The organism is Pseudomonas carassii, from assembly GCF_036324045.1.
GTDB lineage: Bacteria > Pseudomonadota > Gammaproteobacteria > Pseudomonadales > Pseudomonadaceae > Aquipseudomonas > Aquipseudomonas peradeniyensis.
In genome coordinates this window covers 1-21,683 of sequence record NZ_JAZDCT010000022.1, presented here as the reverse complement: position 1 = coordinate 21,683, position 21,683 = coordinate 1, and the positions used below count along the sequence as shown (strand labels likewise).

13 protein-coding genes are annotated in these 21,683 nt (G+C 66.2%); 12 read left to right on the top strand and 1 reads right to left on the bottom strand.

The window, feature by feature from the left end:
* Window positions 1-182 precede the first annotated feature (182 nt).
* The 12 genes from pnp to V0R62_RS16670 all read left to right on the top strand — a co-directional run bounded on the left by pnp (window position 183) and on the right by V0R62_RS16670 (window position 20,920).
* Window positions 183-2,288 carry a polyribonucleotide nucleotidyltransferase gene (pnp, locus tag V0R62_RS16725; RefSeq protein ID WP_050706983.1) on the top strand — a complete coding sequence of 702 codons (2,106 nt, stop codon included), beginning with the start codon at window positions 183-185 and terminating at the stop codon, window positions 2,286-2,288.
* Window positions 2,289-2,547: 259 nt separating this feature from the next.
* The gene (locus tag V0R62_RS16720; RefSeq protein WP_050706982.1) at window positions 2,548-2,898 is read left to right on the top strand and encodes a BON domain-containing protein; all 351 of its coding nucleotides are present in this window, start codon (window positions 2,548-2,550) and stop codon (window positions 2,896-2,898) included.
* Window positions 2,899-3,093: 195 nt separating this feature from the next.
* Window positions 3,094-3,870, top strand: a complete 777-nt coding sequence (locus tag V0R62_RS16715) for an efflux RND transporter periplasmic adaptor subunit (RefSeq protein ID WP_330104534.1) — start codon at window positions 3,094-3,096, stop codon at window positions 3,868-3,870.
* A complete protein-coding gene (locus tag V0R62_RS16710; protein WP_330104533.1) occupies window positions 3,867-5,186 on the top strand; it encodes an efflux RND transporter periplasmic adaptor subunit in 1,320 nt (439 codons plus the stop codon). The genes V0R62_RS16715 and V0R62_RS16710 overlap by 4 nt, the downstream gene beginning before the upstream one ends.
* Window positions 5,183-7,279 (top strand): HlyD family efflux transporter periplasmic adaptor subunit, encoded by a 2,097-nt coding sequence (locus tag V0R62_RS16705; protein ID WP_330104532.1) that lies wholly within the window; start codon window positions 5,183-5,185, stop codon window positions 7,277-7,279. The genes V0R62_RS16710 and V0R62_RS16705 overlap by 4 nt, the downstream gene beginning before the upstream one ends.
* 213 nt (window positions 7,280-7,492) lie before the next feature.
* Window positions 7,493-8,293, top strand: a complete 801-nt coding sequence (locus V0R62_RS16700; RefSeq protein ID WP_330104531.1) for an aspartyl/asparaginyl beta-hydroxylase domain-containing protein — start codon at window positions 7,493-7,495, stop codon at window positions 8,291-8,293.
* Window positions 8,281-9,264, top strand: coding sequence for a sulfotransferase family protein (locus V0R62_RS16695; protein WP_330104530.1), 984 nt, complete (start codon window positions 8,281-8,283; stop codon window positions 9,262-9,264). Before V0R62_RS16700 ends, V0R62_RS16695 begins: the two co-directional genes overlap by 13 nt.
* Before the next feature lie 174 nt (window positions 9,265-9,438).
* Window positions 9,439-9,933 carry a GNAT family N-acetyltransferase gene (locus V0R62_RS16690; protein ID WP_330104529.1) on the top strand — a complete coding sequence of 165 codons (495 nt, stop codon included), beginning with the start codon at window positions 9,439-9,441 and terminating at the stop codon, window positions 9,931-9,933.
* 13 nt (window positions 9,934-9,946) lie between these two features.
* Window positions 9,947-10,255 (top strand): DUF6916 family protein, encoded by a 309-nt coding sequence (locus V0R62_RS16685; RefSeq protein ID WP_330104528.1) that lies wholly within the window; start codon window positions 9,947-9,949, stop codon window positions 10,253-10,255.
* Window positions 10,256-10,329: 74 nt separating this feature from the next.
* Window positions 10,330-10,920 carry a phage tail protein gene (locus tag V0R62_RS16680; RefSeq protein WP_330104527.1) on the top strand — a complete coding sequence of 197 codons (591 nt, stop codon included), beginning with the start codon at window positions 10,330-10,332 and terminating at the stop codon, window positions 10,918-10,920.
* Window positions 10,921-11,056: 136 nt separating this feature from the next.
* Entirely contained in the window at window positions 11,057-19,363 is an 8,307-nt protein-coding gene (locus V0R62_RS16675; RefSeq protein WP_330104526.1) for an Ig-like domain-containing protein, read from the top strand.
* A gap of 60 nt (window positions 19,364-19,423) precedes the next feature.
* The gene (locus V0R62_RS16670) at window positions 19,424-20,920 is read left to right on the top strand and encodes a TolC family protein (RefSeq protein WP_330104525.1); all 1,497 of its coding nucleotides are present in this window, start codon (window positions 19,424-19,426) and stop codon (window positions 20,918-20,920) included.
* A 51-nt stretch (window positions 20,921-20,971) separates the two neighbouring features.
* Here V0R62_RS16670 and cysC read toward each other — a convergent pair whose 3' ends face one another.
* Window positions 20,972-21,547 carry an adenylyl-sulfate kinase gene (gene cysC, locus V0R62_RS16665; RefSeq protein ID WP_330104524.1) on the bottom strand — a complete coding sequence of 192 codons (576 nt, stop codon included), beginning with the start codon at window positions 21,545-21,547 and terminating at the stop codon, window positions 20,972-20,974.
* Window positions 21,548-21,683 lie beyond the last annotated feature (136 nt).

Below are 21,683 nucleotides of genomic sequence, written 5' to 3'. Positions count from 1 at the left end.
GCGTTGGACACGCCACGCGATCTGCGAGGTTGGCAGCCTGGTCCGTCGTGCGGTTCATCCGCCCGGCGCCAGGCTCCCAGCCTCGTGTTGTATCTGGACGGTCAATGGGGCCGATTCCCCGTTCTGCCCAAGAATTCGCAAGAACCAGTTCCCCCAAGAGCCACTGAAGAAGGTAGGAAACCGTGAACCCGGTAATCAAGAAATTCCAGTTCGGTCAATCGACCGTAACCCTCGAAACGGGCCGCATTGCCCGTCAGGCCACCGGCGCCGTGCTGGTCACCGTCGACAACGATGTCACCGTGCTGGTGACCGTGGTCGGTGCCAAGCAGGCTGATCCGGGCAAGGGCTTCTTCCCGCTGTCCGTGCACTACCAGGAAAAGACCTACGCCGCCGGCAAGATCCCTGGTGGTTTCTTCAAGCGTGAAGGCCGTCCTTCCGAGAAGGAAACCCTGACCTCGCGCCTGATCGACCGTCCGATCCGCCCGCTGTTCCCTGAAGGCTTCATGAACGAAGTCCAGGTCGTCTGCACCGTGGTTTCCACCAGCAAGAAGACCGATCCGGACATCGCCGCGATGATCGGTACCTCGGCTGCCCTGGCCATCTCCGGCATTCCGTTCGAAGGCCCGATCGGCGCCGCCCGCGTTGCTTTCCACGAAAGCACCGGCTACCTGCTGAACCCGACTTACGAGCAACTGGCTGCCTCGAGCCTGGACATGGTCGTTGCCGGTACCTCCGACGCTGTGCTGATGGTCGAATCGGAAGCCCAGGAGCTGACCGAAGACCAGATGCTGGGCGCCGTGCTGTTCGCCCACGATGAATTCCAGGCCGTGATCAAAGCGGTCAAAGAGCTGGCTGCCGAAGCTGCCAAGCCGACCTGGGACTGGAAACCTGCCGTTGCCAACACCGAGCTGTTCAACGCCATCCGCGCTGAATTCGGCGAAGCTGTTTCTCAGGGCTACACCATCACCGTCAAGGCCGACCGCTATGCCCGCCTGGGCGAGCTGCGCGACCAGGCGGTCGCCAAGTTCTCCGGTGAAGAAGGCCAGCCTTCGGCCGGCGAAGTCAAAGACATCTTCGGTGAGATCGAATACCGCACCGTTCGCGAAAACATCGTCAACGGCAAGCCGCGTATCGACGGTCGCGACACCAAGACCGTGCGTCCGCTGAACATCGAAGTCGGCGTTCTGCCGAAGACCCACGGTTCGGCGCTGTTCACCCGCGGCGAAACCCAGGCCCTGGTCGTCGCGACCCTGGGTACTGCCCGTGACGCCCAGCTGCTGGACACCCTCGAAGGCGAGAAGAAAGACCCCTTCATGCTGCACTACAACTTCCCGCCGTTCTCGGTGGGCGAGTGTGGCCGCATGGGCGGTGCCGGTCGTCGCGAAATCGGCCACGGCCGTCTGGCCCGTCGTTCGGTCCAGGCCATGCTGCCGGCCGCCGACGTGTTCCCGTACACCATCCGCGTTGTGTCGGAAATCACCGAGTCCAACGGTTCCAGCTCCATGGCTTCGGTCTGCGGCGCCTCGCTGGCCCTGATGGACGCCGGCGTGCCGATGAAGGCGCCGGTTGCCGGTATCGCCATGGGCCTGGTCAAGGAGGGTGACAAGTTCGCCGTCCTGACCGACATCCTGGGTGACGAAGACCACCTGGGCGACATGGACTTCAAGGTAGCCGGTACCGCCAAGGGCGTCACCGCGCTGCAGATGGACATCAAGATCAACGGCATCACCGAAGAGATCATGGAAATCGCCCTGGGCCAGGCCCTGGAAGCGCGCCTGAACATCCTCGGCCAGATGAACCAGATCATCGGCGAGTCGCGTACCGAGCTGTCGGCCAACGCCCCGACCATGATCGCGATGAAGATCGACACCGACAAGATCCGTGACGTCATCGGCAAGGGCGGCGCCACCATCCGCGCCATCTGCGAAGAGACCAAGGCTTCGATCGACATCGAAGACGACGGCTCGATCAAGATCTTCGGCGAGACCAAGGAAGCCGCGGACGCTGCCAAACAGCGCATCCTGGGCATCACCGCCGAGGCCGAGATCGGCAAGATCTACGTCGGCAAGGTCGAGCGCATCGTCGACTTCGGCGCCTTCGTCAACATCCTGCCGGGCAAGGATGGCCTGGTGCACATCTCCATGCTGAGCGATGCTCGCGTCGAGAAAGTCACCGACGTACTGAAGGAAGGTCAGGAAGTCGAAGTACTGGTACTGGACGTGGACAACCGCGGCCGTATCAAGCTGTCGATCAAGGACGTTGCCGCTGCCAAGGCATCGGGCGTCTAAGCCTTCACAGGCTGAAAGGAAGGACCCTTCGGGGTCCTTTTTTTATGCCTGTGGCTTTGTCTTGTGGACTTGCATCTTGCATGCAGGATTTTGCCCGGGCTTGCAAAATGCACGACCAGCCATGTAGTGGCTAGTTATTAACTAATTGATTTATAAGATAAAAATTAAAATCAAAAAGCTGGCACACGCCCTGCAACATCACTCCTACCTGACGCCAGGAACCACGGCGCAGACCTTTCGAAAAACAGGAGTGACCCACATGAAGAAGTTCGCCATTGCTGCCGCTACTGCCACCGCTCTGACCCTGACCATGGCTAACGCGGCGTTCGCTGCCCAGTCCACCCAGGCCCCGATGACGCTGGCGGCCGGTGAGGTGACCAAAGCCAAGGAAGCTACTTCCGACACCTGGATCACCACCAAGGTGAAGGCTGACCTGATGACCGAGAAAGGCGTGCCAGGCAGTGACATCAAGGTCGAAACCAACAAAGGCGTAGTGTCCCTGTCCTCGGACGTGGCCATTACCGACGCGCAGAAGGACATGGCAGTCGCCATCGCCAAGAAGATCAAGGGTGTTCAGGCCGTCTCGGCTGATGGTCTGAAGTCCGAATAAGGAATGTCCCGTCGGCCAAAAGGACTTGGCCACCCCTTCAAGCACAAGCCCCGGCATTTGCCGGGGTTTGTGCTGTGTGCGATACCAGGACACTCGTGTGATTTGAGTGTCGCGGATGTTCATCTGCGTGATATATCCGTGCCATCATTTTTTGTCTTACACTCCCGGCAACCAGCTCGCAAGGGAGTGCGCAACATGCTTCGCGGTTTCCGTCTGGCTTTGACCCTGAGTCTGTTGCACCTGCCGCTGGCGCATGCCGGCGAGTCACCTGCCGACCCCTTGCTCGAGCCTTCCGCCAGCAGCAGCGCAGGCCAGAACCCCCGTGGCGTGCTGCGTGCCCGTGACCAGGCCGTGCTGTCCAGTGAACTGGCCGGGCGCATCGTCGAGATGCCCTATGCCGACGGCCAGGATTTCAAGCAGGGCAGCACCCTGGCGCGTTTCGACTGCAGTGCCTACCAGGCCCAGCTCAACGCCGCCCAGGCCGCCGTGCGTGCCGCCCGCGAGGAACTCAATCACAATCGCCAGCTGGCGGCCTTGAAGTCGGTCGGCCAGTTCGAGGTGTCGCTGGCCGAGGCCAAGCAGGCCCAGGCCCAGGCCGAAGCCCAGGTGTACCAGGTACAGGTCCGGCGCTGCGTGGTCAGCGCGCCGTTCGACGGGCGGGTGGTGCAGCGCCGGGCTCAGCCCCATGAGAGCGTGGCCAGCGGTGCGCCGCTGCTCGAGGTGGTGGACAACCGTTCCCTGGAGATCCACCTGCTGGTGCCCTCGCGCTGGCTGGGGCAGCTCAAGCCCGGGCAGCCGTTCGAATTCGTTCCGGATGAAACCGGTAGGCCGCTGCAGGCGCAGGTCAAGCGTGTCGGCGCGCGGATCGATGAAGGCAGCCAGACCTTGCTGTTGATCGGTGAGCTACCCCGCGACAGCCAGGGGCTGCTGGCCGGCATGAGCGGTACCGCCCACTTCGCGCCGCAGCCATGACCGCCGCCGCCGCAGGTGTGGCCGAGCATGTCTTCGCCCACTTTATCGGCTTGCAGCGCCAGGCGCGCCAGGCCGCCAGCACCGAGCAACTGGCCTATGGCATGGTCAATGATGGCCAGGCGCTGTTCGGCTTTCGTCATGCCGCGCTGCTGATCGCCGGCAAGGTTCAGGCGCTGACCGGCATCAGCGTGGTGGAGCCCCATGCGCCGTTCGTGGCGTTCGTCGAGCATGCCGCCGGCCTCCTGCAGAAGGCTGGATTGGCTGGGCAGGCGGCCGTGGTGGACCCGGCCAGGCTGGATGCCCAGGCCCTGACCGACTGGCAATCGTTGTCGGCCGCCCATGCCTATTGGTTGCCGTTGCTCGACCGGAAGGGGGATGTGTTCGGTGGCCTGTGGCTGGCCCGCGATCAAGCCTTCACCCCCGCCGAGCAGGCCTTGCTCATCCAGCTGGGGGATACCTACGGCCATGCCTGGCTGGCCCTGCAGCCGGTCCGACCCTGGCGCCTGCGCTGGCCAAGGCGGCGTCTGCTGGCGGTGGTCGGAGTTCTGTTGCTGGTATTGCTGGTGCCGGTGCGCCAGTCGGTGCTGGCACCGGCCGAGGTGGTGCCACGGGCGGGAAGGGTGGTCGCCGCGCCGCTTGATGGGGTGATTGCCGAATTTCTGGTCAAACCCAACCAGACGGTCGCCGTCGGCGATGTGCTGGTGCGCTTCGACGCGACCACGCTCAAGGCCCAGGTCGATGTCGCCGAGCGCGCCCTCGGCGTGGCCGAGGCCGAGCTCAAGGCCAGCACGCAGCGTGCCTTCAGCGATGCCGAGTCCAATGCACGCCTCGATCTGCTGGCCGCCCGTGTGGAGCAGAAGCGCGCCGAGCTCGATTACGCCCGCCAGCTCCTCGGACGCAGCGAGATACGCGCCGAGCGTGCGGGGATCGCGGTGTTCGCCGATGCCGAGCGCTGGACCGGCAAGCCGGTGCAGACTGGCGAGCGCCTGATGCAGCTGGCCGATCCGCAGCAGGCCGAGTTGCGCCTGGAGCTGCCGGTGGGTGATGCCATCGCCTTGCAGCCCGGTGCCGAGGTGGCGTTGTTTCTCGACAGCGATCCGCTGCACCGCCATGGCGCTCGGCTGGAGCGGGCAGCCTACGAGGCCCAGGCGACTGCCGCCGGGCAGCTCGCCTACCGGCTCGACGCCGGTTTCGAGGAGGCGCCCCCGCGGATCGGCCTGCGCGGTACCGCCAAGCTGTATGGCGAGCGCGCACCGCTGGTCTACTACCTGCTGCGTCGACCACTGGCGGCGTTGCGCCAGGGGCTCGGGCTATGAACCTGCCGCCGCTGCGGGCCGACCTGCAACTGTCCGCGGCGGCGCCCGGGCACGATGGCGCGCCCCAGTGGACCCTCGCCGACCCGTTGCGCGGTCGTTACTTCAAGCTCGGCGCCGTAGCCGTGCGCTTGCTGCAGCATTGGCGCCTGGGCGACCCGCAGCATGTGCTGGCGGCCGCAAACGCCGAGCCCGGCCTGGCCGTCGACCAGCAGGCGCTGGAAGAACTGTTGCTGTTTCTCGGCCAGCACGACCTGCTCAGCGCCGAGGACGCCCGCCAGCGCGACAGCTATGCGACCAAGGCCGCGGCTACTCGGCAGAGCCTGTGGACGCGGGTGCTGCACCAGTACCTGTTCTTCCGGATTCCGTTGTGGCGCCCGGACGCTTTTCTCAATCGTGCCTGGCCGGTACTCGAACGGCACGGCGGCTGGATGTTGCGCGTGGCCCTGCCGCTGGTGCTGGCGCTGGGGATATTCCTGGTGGTGCGCGACTGGTCGCGCTTCATCGCCACCTTCCCGCACCTGTTCAGCCTGGGTGGCATCCTCGCCTTCGGCGTGGCGCTGGGGTTTGCCAAGCTCTGCCACGAGTTCGGCCATGCCTTCATGGCCAAGCGCGCCGGTTGCCGGGTGCAGAGCATGGGGCTGGCGTTCATGGTGCTGTTACCGATGTTCTATACCGATGTGAGCGATGCCTGGCGGGTCAGCGAGCGTCGCTCGCGGCTGCTGATCGATGCCGGTGGGGTGTTCGCCGAACTGCTGCTGGCGGTGCTGGCGCTGCTGGCCTGGTCGCTGTTGCCCGACGGCCCGGCGCGCACGGCGGCGTTCATGCTGGCCAGTGCCACCTGGATCACCACCTTGCTGGTCAACCTCAACCCGTTCATGCGCTTTGACGGCTATTTCCTGGTCAGCGACCTCTGGGGTGTCGAGAACCTGCAGAACCGCGCCTTCGCCCTCTGTCGCTGGCGCCTGCGCGAGGCGCTGTTTGGCTATGGCGAGCCGGTTCCAGAACCCTGGCCGCCGGTGATGCGTCAGCGGTTGCTGGTCTGGGGCTTTGGCGCCTGGTTATGGCGTGCGGTGTTGTTCTTCGGTATCGCCCTGGCGGTGTATCACCTGTTTTTCAAGGTATTGGGTATCTTCCTGATGCTGGTGGAGCTGGTGTGGTTCATCGGCCTGCCGGTGTGGAAGGAATTGCAGCAATGGTGGCGACGGCGTGGCCAGGCGGCGCCGGGCAAGGCATTGCGGGTAGCGGGTGGGTTGGCGCTGCTGCTGGCCGTGCTGGTGGTGCCCTGGCGCGGCGCGGTGGACGTGCCGGCGATGCTCGAGGCGTCCCGGGTCAGTGCCTTGCACGCGCCCGTGGCGGCCCGGGTGAAGCGTCTGCCGGTGCGTGAGGGGCAGGTGGTCGCCCAGGGAGAACTGCTGATGGAACTGGAGTCGCCCGATTTGACGTCGCGCCAGTCCATCGTGCGTCGCGAGATCGACATCCTGCAGCTGCTGTTGCGGCGTCAGGCCGGCCGCAGCGAAACGGCGGGCGATGCCGGCGTGCTCGAGCAGCAGCTGGCCGAGGCCGTAGCCGAGTATCGGGGGCTGGCGGCCCAGCGTGAGCGCCTGCAACTGCGTGCGCCGCGTGCGGGGATGCTGCGCGATCTGCCGACCGATCTGGCCCCGGGGCAATGGGTCAGCCCGGCACAGACCCTGGGCCGGGTGGTCGAGCCAGGCCTGCGCCTGCGGGGCTACCTGGCCGAAGCCGATCTGTGGCGCGTGGCGGTCGCCAGCGAGGGACGCTTCATCGCCGATGACCCGGCGCGACCGGCGTTGCCGGTGCGCGTCGAGCAGGTCGATGCCACCGGCGTGGCGGTGCTGGAGCTCGAGGCGTTGGCGTCCGATCGCCATGGTCCGGTGGCCGTGCGGCGTGACGCGCAGCAGCGCGCGGAGCCGGTGCAGGCCCAGTACGGCGTACGCCTGAGCCCGTTGGCCGAGATGCCCGACGTGAGCCAGCCGCTGCGCGGGGTGGTGGTGCTCGACGGGGCCCGCGAGTCGCTGCTGGGCGCCGCCTGGCGTCGGCTGGCGGCGCTGGGGGTGCGTGAGAGTGGTTTCTGAAGGTGGCTTGAAGGCGTATCCGATTTGAGGGCGCAGGGGCCGCTGCGCGCCCCTTTCGCGGCACAAGGCCGCTCCTACAGGTAACCGTGTCTTTTTGTAGGAGCGGCCTTGTGCCGCGAAAGGGCTGCGCAGCGGCCCCAACGCTGTCAAAGGTCAATCACCATTGCCCTGACAGGGCAGGCTCCCTGGCAGCGTTTCCAACGAGGAACATCCATGACCGAAGTCCCGCTACCGCTATGTTCCCGACTCCCTCTGGCAGCAGATCTACCCGCGCTGCTACCAGCCCTGGCCCAGGTCCCCACCGACGTCTGGCAGACGCATTTCAACCACAGCTACCACGAAGGCGACTGGAGCGGGGTGGCGCTGGTCAGCGCCGAAGATTCCCCGATGCCACTGGCGCCGGGCCTGGGGGCGCCGAAAAGCCTGGCCTGGTGGCAGGAGGAACCGGCCTGGCAGACGGTGCTGGCGCCGTTCCAGGCTTCACTGCGCGCCGCTCGCCTGTTGCGCCTTGGCGAGGGCGCGCGCATCCATGAACATTGCGACCCCGACCTGGGGCACCCCGGCGGCTGCCTGCGTCTGCACATCCCGCTGCTGAGCCCGCCCGGCGTGGAATTCCTGGTGGAGGGCCTGCAGGTACCGATGCGTCCGGGCGAGTGCTGGTTCATCGACCTGTCGCGCCCCCACCGGGTCAACAACCCCGGGCCCGGCGAGCGCATCCACCTGGTGCTCGATTGCGCGGCCGATCCCTGGCTGCTGGTGCTGATCGAGGACGGCCTGGGGCAGACGCCGGCCTTGCAGCCCGGCAGGGCAGGGCAGGCCTTCGAGCAGTTCCGCCTGAGGGTGGCCGAGGTACCCACCTTGGCCGCACGCCTGCAGGCGCTGGAGGAGGGCCGAGCCTTCGTGACCGAGGCCGTGCGCCTGGGCGCGGAGCACGGATTGGTGTTTACCGAGGCCGAGGTGCTGGGCGCCATGCGTCGGGGCCGGCAGGCATGGAGCGATCAATGGCGAGTCTGAACACCTCGATGGATTTCAACGGCTGGCTGCCGATCCGCCTCTGGCAGGGTGAGGGCGGCTGGCGGGTGGACTGGTGCTGGTTCGGCGAACGACGCCTGACCCAGCCGTTTTTCCGCGATGACGTCGACCAGGCGCTGCGCCTGCCGTTCAACCAGGCCATGCGCCGTGACACCGATGTCCAGGCCTTGCTCGACTGGCACGCCCGCAGCCCGGGCCTGGCGCCAGCGGCACTGGTGTTCCACGCGTCGCGCTGTGGCTCGACGCTGATCGCGCAGTTGCTGGCCAGCCAGACGCGGAACATCGTGCTGTCCGAACCGTCGCCGCTGGACAACCTGCTGCGCGCCGCCCGCCAGGATCCGGCCGCCAGCGCCTGGCAGGCCGAGGCCCTGCGCGCACTGTGCTCAGCCTACGGTCAGCGCCGCCGGGGCGACGAGGAGCAGCTGCTGATCAAGCTCGATGCCTGGAACGTCTTCGACGCGCCGCTGCTGACGGCACTGTACCCCGACGTGCCACGGGTCTTCCTTTACCGCGATCCCCTGGAAATCGTCGTCTCCCAGCTGCGTCAGGCGGGCATGCACCGGGTGCCGGGCCTGCTCGGTGTCTCGGGGCTCGACAGGGTGCTGGCCGATACCCAGGACATGGACGTGGTGCAATACACCTGCCGGATGATTGGCGAAATCCTCGCGGCTGGCCTAGCGTTGTGCGAGCGCCACGGTGCTGTCGCGGTGAACTACTGCGAACTGCCCACTGCCCTGTGGGGGCGCCTTGGTCCGCTGTTCGGCCTGCAACCCGCTGATGCGGCGGGCCTGCAGGCGGTCGCGGCATTCGATGCCAAGCAGCCGGCCATGTATTTCAGCACCGACAGCCAGCGTAAACGCGATGAAGCCAGTGATGAGGTGCGAGCCGCCGTCACCCGCTGGGCTCTTGAGCCCTACAACGCTTTGGAATCCATACGGTTGCGAAATGCCTAGGATCAGGCGGCAAATCACCTCGAACGGGTGTTTGAGAAAATAGTTGCAAAGACCCTGCTCGGGTAGTGGCTATATGCCTTGTTCTTCGGCTACGCTGCTGACAATCGTGTAGGACAAATCACTTGGATGTGCGCCCCTCACCATGGGGTAACCTGACGCAGGAAGCCCGACCCGATGTCCATCCCCGAGGTGTATCTCCGTCCCGTCGCGGACACCGACCGGGCGTTCCTGCGCGTGCTCTATGGCACCACGCGTGCCGCCGAAATGGCCCAACTGCAGTGGCCCCGGGAAGCCATCGATAGCTTTCTCGACCAGCAGTTCCAGGCCCAGCATGACTACTACCAGGATCAGTTCGCCGATGCCGACTTCTTCGTCATCGAGGTGGCGGGCGACCCGGTCGGTCGCGTCTACCTGCACTGGAGCGACCGCCATGTGCAGTTCATCGACATGGCCCTGCTGCCCGCCTGGTGCGGCCGTGGCATCGGCAGCCGGCTGCTTGGTCAGTGGCTTGCGCAAGCCGATGCCGACGGGCTCAGCGCCGGCCTGCATGTCACACCCCACAATCCGGCCTTGCGCCTTTACCAACGCTGCGGGTTCGAGGTGGTCGGCGAGACCGGCCTGTCCCTGAAGATGCGCCGCCCGGCCTCCACCCTTGCCATTCGTGCCTGAAGGATCAGCCGCCATGCATGCCATGCCCAGCTTCGCCGACCTGCAACAGGCCACCGGCAGCCACTTCCAGCTGTGGATCAGCGACGAACAGGCGCTCGCGGCGCAATTGCTGGTGGTGACCGAAGGGCCGGCCATGTCGCCGCGTCACCAGCGTTATGCCGCGGAGTTCGCCTTGCCAGCCGGCACCGTGCTGCCGCAAGCGCTGTTCCGCCTGTCGCCACCGGGTGAGCAGGGTTGGCTGCTGTTGATGACCCCGGTAGGCCCCGACAGCGATGGGCGACCGGTGCTTGAAGCGATTTTCCACGTCGAGCGGCCGCTCTGAGGGCGGCTGTTATCGGTGTGATATCCCGCGGGCCATGAGGCCCGCTCTGCGGTGTTGTCAAAGGAGAGCAGCAAATGAGTGAGCCGTTCCTCGGTCAGATCACCTTGTTCGCAGGCAACTTCGCCCCTCGGGGCTGGGCCCTCTGTCAAGGACAGATTCTGAGCATCGCCCAGAATACCGCGTTGTTCTCGATTCTCGGGACGACCTACGGTGGCAATGGCCAGACCACCTTTGCACTGCCCGACCTGCGTGGGCGTGCGCCTGTCCAGCAAGGGCAGGGCCCAGGCTTGCCGGATGTCGTCCTCGGCGAGGCGGCTGGCACGCCAACGGTCACCCTGACGTCGCTGAACATGGTGCCGCAGGCGGTAAACATTCCGGCCAGTACCGTGTCGGTCGCCATCCCGGCCGCCGAAGGCGAGGCCGATCTGCCGGCGCCTTCGACCACTGGCGTGTTGGCCAAGCCCAAGGACACCACCGGTTCCGGCGCCGCAATCGACATCTACGCCTCGACCGCCAGCGACACGACGCTCAAGCCATTCAACGTCACCATCCCGGCTTCCACGGGCGTGACCAGCGGAGGGAATCAGCCGTTCTCGATTCAGAGCCCTTACCTGGGCATCAACTTCATCATCGCCACCAGCGGCATCTTCCCGTCGCGCAACTGAGGTCGGGCAGGTAGCAGGAGGACAGCGGGGCGCACATCGGCGCCCCGTCGTCCGTTCAGGATTTCCCCACAAGGACAGGCCGTCCTCATCGCAAGGACGGCGATACAACCAGCCCTCAGGGCTGAGCGAGGGCATCATGGCATTCTGGAAACGCGGCAAGGACACCCACACCCACAACGTTTCCACGAGCCGGCCCAGCCTGATCCAGGCCCTGGAGCCCCGCATGATGTTCGACGCCTCGGTGGGCGTGGTCGCCGACCAGGGTGCCCAGGCGGTCGAAGCGGCCGCGGCCGCCAGCGCGGCCAAGGACACCAGTGCCGCCAGTGATGCGGCCAGCACCCGCGACAGCGCCACCCACGAGCCGGTCCACGAGGCGGCACCGGCCACCGCACCGGTCACGGCGGCTTCGGGCAACCATGAGGTGGTGTTCGTCGACTCCGCCGTCAGCGACTACCAGAAGCTCATCGCAGGCCTCCCCGCCGGGGTCGAGGTGGTGGTGCTGGAAAACGGCAAGGACGGTTTCAAGCAGATCGCCGATTACCTCGATGGCCGCAACGACGTGACCTCGATCGATATCATCAGCCACGGTGACAAGGGCTATGTCTACCTGGCCGGCAACGCCATCTGGGCCAACCAGCTGGCCAGCCATGGCGCGGACCTTGCGCGTATCGGCAGCAGCCTGGCGCCGGGCGGCGACATTCGCTTCTTCGCCTGCAACACGGGTGCTGGCAGCGACGGCCAGCTGTTCGTCAACGAAGTGGCGCGGCTCAGCGGTGCGGATGTGGGCGCTTCGTCCGACTCCACCGGCAATCGCGCCGGCGAGGATTGGGCGCTGGAGACCGTCTCCGGGGTGGTGGCCACGGATGTCGGCGTGCAGCGGGGCAACCTGTCGGCCTTCAACACCTCGCTGGCGACCATCACCGTCACCGGCACCGATGCGTCGGCCATCACCAACGATGGCCAGATATCCCTGGCCGAGGCGATCCAGGCGGCGAACACTGACACCTCGGTGGACGGCTCGGCCGCAGGCAGCGGCAACGACATCATCGTGTTCCACCAGAACCTCAAAGGGCAGACCATCCGCTGGTCGTCGGCCACGGCGCTGGCGGTGACCAGCAACATCACCATCAACGGCGATGTCGACGGTGACGGCAAGGGCGACATCATCCTGAGCGGCGACGTCAACAACAACGGCAGCCGCGATACCCTCGAAGCCTCGGGCCTGCAAAGCAACGGTGGTGGCGTGCTGACCGTGCGCAACCTGGATTTTCGTCATTTCTCCAGCAACATCGCCGGGGGTGCCATTCGCGCTAATGGTGGCTCGATCACCGTCGAGGACTCCAACTTCGAGAGCAACGCCGGCACGGTAATCAACTCGGCGACCACCGCGGGGTCCACCGTGGTGGTGCGCAACACCACGATCCACGACAACAGCGCCAGCATCATTGGCGGCACCGCCATGTCGACCCTGGTGCGCCTGGGCGGCAACAACAACCATGTGCTGGAAAACGTGGCGATCTACAACAACACCGGGACCTACGGCGCCACCGGCACGGTGGCGGCCGGCTCGATTATCGTGCTGAGCAACAGCACCGGCACGGTGCGCATCACCAACAGCACCATCGCCAACAACGTGTTCCTCAACACCAGCACCGGCAGCATCACCTCGGGCGGCCTCGGCTGGGCCAGCGGCCAGGCCGGCACGGTGACGGTGCAGAACAGCATCTTCACCGGCAACACTGTCAACGGCACCAGCCTCGATGCCGCCACCAACGGTGGCGTCGGTGGCGGCTACACCAGCACCACCAACCTGATCGGCACGGCGGTCAACTTCGTCAACACCGCCACGGGTGACTACCGCTTGGCCAGCACCGCCAGCAACGCCATCGACCAGGGCACCCTTGCCGGCGCGCCGCTTACCGACCTGCGTGGCTTCGACCGGCCCCGTGGCGGCGGCGTCGATATCGGCGCCTACGAGGTGCTGTACTCGGCGCCACCGGTGGTCGACCTGGACACCGGCACCGGCGGCAACGACAGCACGGTCAACTTCGCCGGCACGCCGGTGGTGATCATGCCGAACATCAGCCTCACCCAGACCGACGGCGACACCCAGGTCAGCGGCGCGACCTTGACCCTCGGCGGCGTGCTCGACGGCGGCAACGAAACCCTGTCGCTCAGCGCCGGGCAGATCGCCACGGCGGCCAGCTACGGCATCACCATCAGCGGCTCCGGCACCGCCGTGCTGTCGCTCAGCGGCGTGGCCACCCTGGCCCAGTACCGCTCTATCCTCGCCGTGGTGACATACGGCAACAGCACCGGGGCCTGGACCAGCGGCGCCCGCAGCGTGACGGTCAGCGTCAACGACGACATGGGCAGCACCACCCGCACGGCCTCGGTGGTGGTCCAGCCGGCCAATGCCGCGCCGGTGATCGCCAACCTCAACGGCGACAGCCAGACCTTCACCCAGGGCGGTGGCGCGGTGCTGCTGGACAGCGGCGGCAATGCCACGGTCAGCGACGGTGATTCGGCCGACTTCGCCGGCGGCAACCTCACCGTGGCGGTCAGCGGCAATGGTGTGGCCGGCGAGGACGTGCTGGGTATCCGTAATCAGGGCAACGCTGCCGGGCAGATCGGCGTCAGCGGCAACACGGTCAGCTACGGCGGCGTGGCCATCGGCACCTATGCCGGCGGCACGGGCGGCGCCAACCTGGTCCTGACGCTCAACGGCAACGCCACCGCCGCGGCGGTCCAGGCGGTGGTGCGCAACCTCACCTACGACAACAGCAACGCCGCCAACAGCATCGGCCAGGCCACCCGTACCCTGTCGATCACGGTCAACGACGGCGACGGCGGCACCTCCAGCGCGGCGTCGGTGTCCGTGGCGATCCACGAAACCGTCCCGCCCACCGCGACCATCACCCTCAGCGACACGGCCCTGAAAGTGGGCGAGACCGCGACGGTGACCATCACCTTCAGCGAGGTGGTGAGCGGTTTCACCAATGCCGACCTGACCGTGGCCAACGGCACCCTGAGCGCGGTGTCCAGCAGCGATGGCGGCAAGACCTGGACTGCCACCTTTACCCCGACCAACGCCATCACCGACGCGACCAACGTCATTACCCTGGACAATACCGGGGTGACCGATAGTGCCGGCAACGCTGGCGCCGGTACCACCAGCTCGGCCAACTACAGTATCGACACCGTGCGCCCGACCGCGACCATCGTGGTCACCGACAGCAACCTGGCCATCGGTGAAACCTCGCTGGTGACCATCACCTTCAGCGAGGCGGTGACCGGCTTCACCAATGCCGACCTGAACGTGGCCAACGGCACCTTGAGCGCGGTGTCCAGCAGCGATGGCGGCATCACCTGGACGGCGACCTTCACCCCGACCAGCAACATCACCGACGCGACCAATCTCATCACCCTGGACAACACCGGGGTGACCGACCTGGCGGGCAACACCGGCAGCGGCACCACCAACTCGAACAACTACGCCATCGACACCATGCGCCCGACCGCGACCATCGTGGTGGCCGACAGCAGCCTGAGGATCGGTGAAACCTCGCTGGTGACCATCACCTTCAGCGAGGCGGTGACCGGCTTCACCAATGCCGACCTGAACGTGGCCAACGGCACCTTGAGCGCGGTGTCCAGCAGCGACGGCGGCATCACCTGGACGGCGACCTTCACCCCGACCAACAACATCACCGACGCGACCAACCTCATCACCCTGGACAACACCGGAGTGACCGATGCCGCCGGCAACGCTGGCGCCGGCAACACCGACTCGAACAACTACGCCATCGACACCATGCGCCCGACCGCGACCATCGTGGTGGCCGACAGCAGCCTGACCATCGGCCAGACATCGCTGGTGACCATCACCTTCAGCGAGGCAGTGAGCGGCTTCAACAATGCCGACCTGACGGTGGCCAATGGCACCCTGAGCGCGGTGTCCAGCAGCGACGGCGGCATCACCTGGACGGCGACCTTCACGCCGACCAGCAACATCACCGACGCGACCAACCTCATCACCCTGGACAACACCGGGGTGACCGACGTCGCCGGCAACGCAGGCTCCGGCAGCACCGACTCGAACAACTACGCCATCGACACCCAGCGCCCGACCGCGACCATTGTGCTCGCCGACCCCAACCTGACCGTTGGCGAAACCACCACGGTGACCATCACCTTCAGCGAAGCGGTGAGCGGCTTCACCCTGGCCGACCTGGCGGCGCCCAACGGCACCCTGATCGGGCTGGCCAGCAGCGACGGCGGCATCACCTGGACGGCCACCTTCACTCCGACGATCAACGTGCAGGACGCCACCAACGTCATCACCCTGAACAACACAGGGGTGGCTGACCTGGCCGGCAACGTCGGCGCCGGCACCACCAACTCCGCCAACTACACCGTCAGTACCCTGCAGCCCACGGCGACGGTGGTGGTGAGCGACGCGGCCCTGCGCGTGGGCGAGACCAGCCTGGTGACCATCACCTTCAGCGAGGCGGTGATCGGCTTCACCAATGCCGACCTGACGGTGGCCAACGGCACCCTGAGCGCGGTGTCCAGCAGCGACGGCGGCATCACCTGGACCGCTACCTTCACCCCCTCCCACAACATCACCGACGCGACCAACCTGATCACCCTCGACAACAGCGGCGTGGTCGGTGCGAGCAGTGGCAACGCCGGCAGCGGCAGCACCGACTCGAACAACTACGCCATCGACACCCAGCGCCCGACCGCCACCATCGTGGTGGCCGACAGCAACCTGGCCATCGGCCAGACATCGCTGGTGACCATCACCTTCAGCGAGGCGGTGAGCGGTTTCACCAATGCCGACCTGACGATCGCCAACGGCACCCTGAGCGCCGTGAGCAGCAGCGACGGTGGCGTGACCTGGACCGCGACCCTGACCCCGGCCGCCGGTATCACCGACACCAGCAACCTTATCACCCTGGACAACACCGGCGTGGTCGATGCCGCGGGCAACGCAGGTTCCGGCAGCACCGATTCGAACAACTACGCCGTCGACAGCCAGCGGCCGACCGCCACTATCGTGATTGCCGACAATAACTTGACCGTCGGCGAGACCACCACGGTGACCATTACCTTCAGCGAGGCGGTGAGCGGTTTCACCAATGCCGACCTGACGGTGGCCAACGGCACCCTGAGCGCGGTGAGCAGCAGCGACGGCGGCATCACCTGGACCGCGACCTTCACCCCGACCGTCGGGGTGCGGGACCTCAGCAACCTGATCACCCTGAACAACACCGGTATCAGCGACCTGGCCGGCAACACCGGCGTCGGCACCACTTCGTCGGCCAACTATACGGTCGACACCATCGTGCCCACGGCCACCGTCGTGGTTGCCGACAGTGCCTTGCGGGCCGGCGAAACGTCACTGGTGACCATCACTTTCAGCGAAGCGGTGACCGGCTTCAGCAACGCCGACCTGACGGTGGCCAACGGCACCCTGAGCGCCGTCTCCAGCAGCGACGGCGGCATCACCTGGACCGCCACCTTCACGCCGACCAGCAACATCACCGACAGCAGCAACCTGATCACCCTCGACAACAGCGGTGTGTTCGGTCAGAGCAGCGGCAATGCCGGCGTCGGCTCCACCGACTCGAACAACTACGCCATCGACACCCAGCGTCCGACCGCCACCGTCGTGGTGGCCGACACCAGCCTGGCCATCGGCGAGACGTCACTGGTGACCATCACCTTCAGTGAGGCGGTGACGGGGTTCACCCTGGCCGACCTGACCGTGGCCAACGGCACCCTGAGCGGCCTGAGCAGCAGCGACGGCGGCGTGACCTGGACCGCGACCCTGACCCCGGCCGCCGCTGTCACCGATACCAGCAACCTGATCACCCTGGACAATACCGGCGTGACCGATGCCGCCGGCAACGCAGGCTCCGGCAGCACCGACTCGAACAACTACGCCATCGACAGCCAGCGCCCGACCGCCACCATCGTGATCGCCGACAGCAACCTGACCGCCGGCGAGACCACCACGGTGACCATTACCTTCAGCGAGGCGGTGACCGGTTTCAGCAACGCCGATCTGACGGTGGCCAACGGCACCTTGAGCGCGGTGAGCAGCAGCGACGGCGGCATCACCTGGACCGCGACCTTCACCCCGACCGTGGGTGTGCGCGATGCCAGCAATGTCATCACCCTGGCCAATAGCGGCGTTGCCGACCTGGCCGGCAACGCCGGCGCGGGGATCACGTCCTCGGCCAACTATGCGGTCGACACCGTCATTCCCACGGCCACCGTCGTGGTCGCTGACAGCGCCTTGCGGGTGGGTGAATCGAGCTTGGTGACCATCACCTTCAGCGAAGCGGTCAGTGGCTTCACCCTGGCCGACCTGAGCGTGGCCAACGGTACCCTGAGTGGCCTGAGCAGCAGCGATGGTGGCATCACCTGGACCGCGACCCTGACCCCCGGCAGCAATGTCGAGGACACCAGCAACCTGATCACCCTGGACAACGCTGGCGTGGTGGCGGCGGCTTCGGGCAACGCCGGTGTGGGCAGTACCGACTCCAACAACTACGCCATCGACACTCGCGTCCCCACAGTGACCAGCGTCGGCGGCCCGGTCGGGGTCTCCTATAACGCCGGAGATTCACTGGTGTTCGTGGTCAACACCAGTGAAGCCGTCCAGGTCTCGGGCTCGCCACGGCTGGCGCTGGACATCGGCGGACACACGGTATTCGCCGAGCTGGTGGCCGGAGCGGGCACCACGACGCTGGTGTTCCAGTACACCGTCCAGGCCGGAGACAACGACAGCGACGGCATCAGCGTGACCGGTCTTGCCGCCAATGGCGCGACCCTCAGCGACGCGGCGGGCAACGCCATGAACCTGACTCTCAATGGCGTGGCCGACACCCATCAGGTCCTGGTCGACACCCAGTCGCCGACGACGGTCGGCATCGTCACCCTCGATCCGTCGCCGAGCAATGCCCAGAGCGTGCGCTTCACGGTGACCTTCAGCGAACGGGTCAATGGTGTCGATCTGACTGACTTCAGCCTGGTCGCCAGTGGTTCGGCCAGCGGTACCCTGAGCGGCCTGCAGGCATTGGGCGGCGGTGTCTACGTGGTCACCGTCAGCGGTGTCGGCGGCACCGGCACCCTGGGCCTGAACCTCAATGGCGGCGGTACCGGTATCACCGACGTGGCCGGCAACGCACTGGTCGGCGGGCTCACCGGCGCGGTGTACAGCATCGACCGCGATGTGCCCACGGTGAGCAGCGTCAGTGTGCCGGTGGGCGTTCCTTACAACACCGGCGATACCCTCACGTTTGTGGTCAACACCAGCGAAGCCGTGGTGGTCGACGGCGTGCCGCGCCTCGCCCTGGATGTGGGTGGGCGCACGGTCTACGCCGACTTCGTGGCCGGCTCGGGTACGCCGACGCTGGTGTTCCAGTATCAGGTCCAAGCCGGTGACAACGATGCCGATGGCATCCAGGTGCTGGGGTTGGCGGCCAATGGCGCGAGCCTGCACGATGCGGCCGGCAACCAACTGTCGCCGGGGCTGAGCAATATCGGCGATACCCACGCAGTGGTCGTCGACAGCACCCCGCCTGCCGTGGTCTCGATCGTGGGCAATCCGTCGCCGGCTCCGGGCAGCCAGTCATTCACCGTGACCTTCAGCGAGAACGTCAGCGGTGTCGACCTGGGCGACTTCGAACTGGTGAGCAGTGGCAATGCCAGTGGCACCCTGCAATCGCTGGTGCGCCTCGACGGTCGCACCTGGCAGGTCAATGTCGGCGGCGTGGCCGGCGCCGGGAGCCTGGCCCTGGCGCTCAAGGGCAGTGGCACCGGCATCACCGATGCTGCGGGCAACGTGCTGGTCGGCGGTTTCACCGGGCAAGGCGTGGCCTTGCAGTCGAACGACGGCGACCCGGAATTCCGCGCCTATCCGCCTCGTCCGGTGCAGGTCAGCCCGGGCACGCCCGTGGTGGCCTCGCCTGCGCCGGTGACGGCGCCGTTCCAGTCGCCACTGTTGCCACAGCCGTTGTTCGAGGTGCCGACGTCGGGCGGCGGGTTGCCAGCCTTGGGCAACCTGTTCATCCAGAACGGCGCGCTGGCGCCGAGCTACCTGGCCCAGGTATTCGCCGGTCACCAGGGTGACAACGCCATCGGCAATGGCTCGGGCTCCGGATTCCTCGGCTTTGGTGGCGGAGACGCCAATGTGTTCGGGGCCAGCAGCCTGGCCAACATCTTCGACAAGACGCTGCCGGATGACGGTGGCCAGTATGAGCTCAGCGGCGGCAAACCGTTCCGCCAGGGAGCGGAGGCAGAGAAGGGTTTGATCGGGGCACCGACCCTGGGGCAGCAACTGCAGGCCTTCCGGGAGGGGGAGCAACGTCAGGCCAGGCAACTGGCGCAGGCGTTGGGGCAGGTAGAGGTACCCGCGCCGCAGGCATGAGCCAGCGGACGCAAGCTATCCATTAGAAGAAGCAGTGCCGTACCAAGGGGGCGGACAGGGATGAGCAGAGCATCGAGGATTTTCGTGGTAAGCGTGCTGGCACTGGCGGTGACGGGGTGCGCGGTCAAGACCCAGCCCATCGACCGCAGCGTCAGCGAGCAGCGGGCAAAGGCCGACCTGGCCAGCATGTTCAAGGACCAGGAGGCGCTGCACGGCCCACTGACGTTGCACCAGGCCATGGCCAGGGCGGTCAAGTACAACCTGGAGGCGCGCCTGAAGGTCATGGAGGAGGCCCTGGCCCAGCGCCAGGTCGATCTGGCCAGCTTCGACATGCTGCCACGCATGGCCCTGTCGGCCGGCTATGCCGGGCGCAGCAACGTCAGCGCGTCGAGCAGCCGCAGCGTGCTGACCAACACCCAGTCCCTGGAACCGTCGACCTCCCAGGATCGCGACCGCGACGTGGCCGACCTGACCATGGTCTGGAACGTCCTCGACTTCGGCGTCAGCTACGTCAGCGCCAAGCAGCAGGGCGACCAGCGCCTGATCGTACAGGAGCGTCGGCGCAAGGTGGTGCAGACCATCATCCAGGATGTGCGTTCGGCCTATTGGCGCGCCGTGGCCGCTGAGCGCCTGCTCAAGCAGATTGATGCGCTGATGGTGCGCGTCGACCAGGCCAGGGACAACAGCCAGCGTCTGGGCGAGCAACGCATCGGCGATCCGATCCAGGCGCTCGGCTACCAGCGCGCGCTGATCGAGGCCACCCGCCAGCTGGAAGAGCAGCGCCGGGCCTTGTCGCTGGCCAAGACCGAGCTGGGCGCGTTGATCAACCTGCCGCCCGGCACCGAGCTGACCCTCGCCGCCACCGACGACTACAGCGTGCCGGAACTCAAGGTGGGCCTCGAAACGCTGGAGCAGCAGGCCCTGGCAACCCGTCCCGAGCTGCGTGAGCAGGATTACCAGGCACGCATCAGTGCCGCCGAGGTGCGCAAGTCGATGCTGCGCATGTTGCCGGGGCTGGAGTTCTCGGCCGGTGGGCATTACGACAGCAACAGCTTCCTGACCAACCAGCACTGGGCCGACTATGGCGTGAAGGTCACCTGGAACCTGTTCAATGTGCTGTCGGGGCCCGCTTCCATCGATGTGGCCAAGGCCGGCGAGCAAGTGGTCGAGGCGCGTCGCCAGGCCATGTCCATGGCCATCCTTGCCCAGCTGTATGTGGCCAACGCCAATTACAACGAAGCCCGCCGCCAATTCGCCACCAGCCAGCAACTGGTGAGTCTCGACCAGCAGATCGTCGAGCAGCTGCGCAACCGTCACCAGGCGCAAGGCATTGGCGAACTCGAACTGATCCAGGGTGAGCTGAATGCGCTGCAGGCCGACCTGCGTCGTGACCTGGCCTATGCCGAGCTGCGCAATAGTTACGGCCAGCTGTTCGCCAGCGCTGGGCTCGACCCGCTGCCGCAGAGCTTGCCGTCCAATGAGCTGGCCGATATTGCCCAGGCCTTGAGCAACAACGAGGCGCGCTGGCAGCGCGGCGATATCGCCCCGGGCAGTTGATGGTGTCGTGTGGGAGTGGGCATGTTCCGCTCCCACCGCGTTTCATGTGCGCTATCGGGGCTGGTGGGCCAGCTGCTCGAGCACATATTCCAGCAACTGCCCCGTCGCCGCCGCTAATGTCGTTCGTGCGGTCTCCACCACCAGTTCCGGCCGTTCCGGTGCCTCATAGGGCGCATCGATACCGGTAAAACCCGTCAGCTCTCCCGCCCGTGCCCGGCGGTACAGGCCCTTCGGGTCACGGGCTTCGCAGGTGGCCAGGTCGGCCTTGATGTGCACCTCGTGGAAGCCGGCCTTGCAGGCCAGTCGAGCGGCGGCTCGCCCCGCGCGATAGGGTGAGATCAGCGCTGCGATGCAGATCAGGCCGGCGTCGGCGAACAGGGCTGCCACTTCACCCGTGCGGCGGATGTTTTCGTGACGGTCCTCGGGGGAAAAGCCCAGGTCGGCGTTCAGCCCCGTGCGTAGCACATCGCCATCAAGCACATAGCAGGCGTGCCCCAGTTCATCGAGCTGGTGAGCCAGGGACTCGGCCAGTGTCGATTTGCCGGCGCCCGACAGGCCGGTGAGCCAGATGACTGCACCGCGTCGGGCCTTTATAGAAGGAGGTCTATCGCTTCCTGCGTGATGCACCTTGGTTGGCTCCGTCAGGGGAGAGTAAGCAAGTGTAGAGCGTTGTGTGCCAGGTGCCCGCCTGGGGCAGGCGTTCTGGATGAGGTGTTTCCTTTCATATTTCAATTTCATGAAATTAACGGTTGACGCCCTGTCA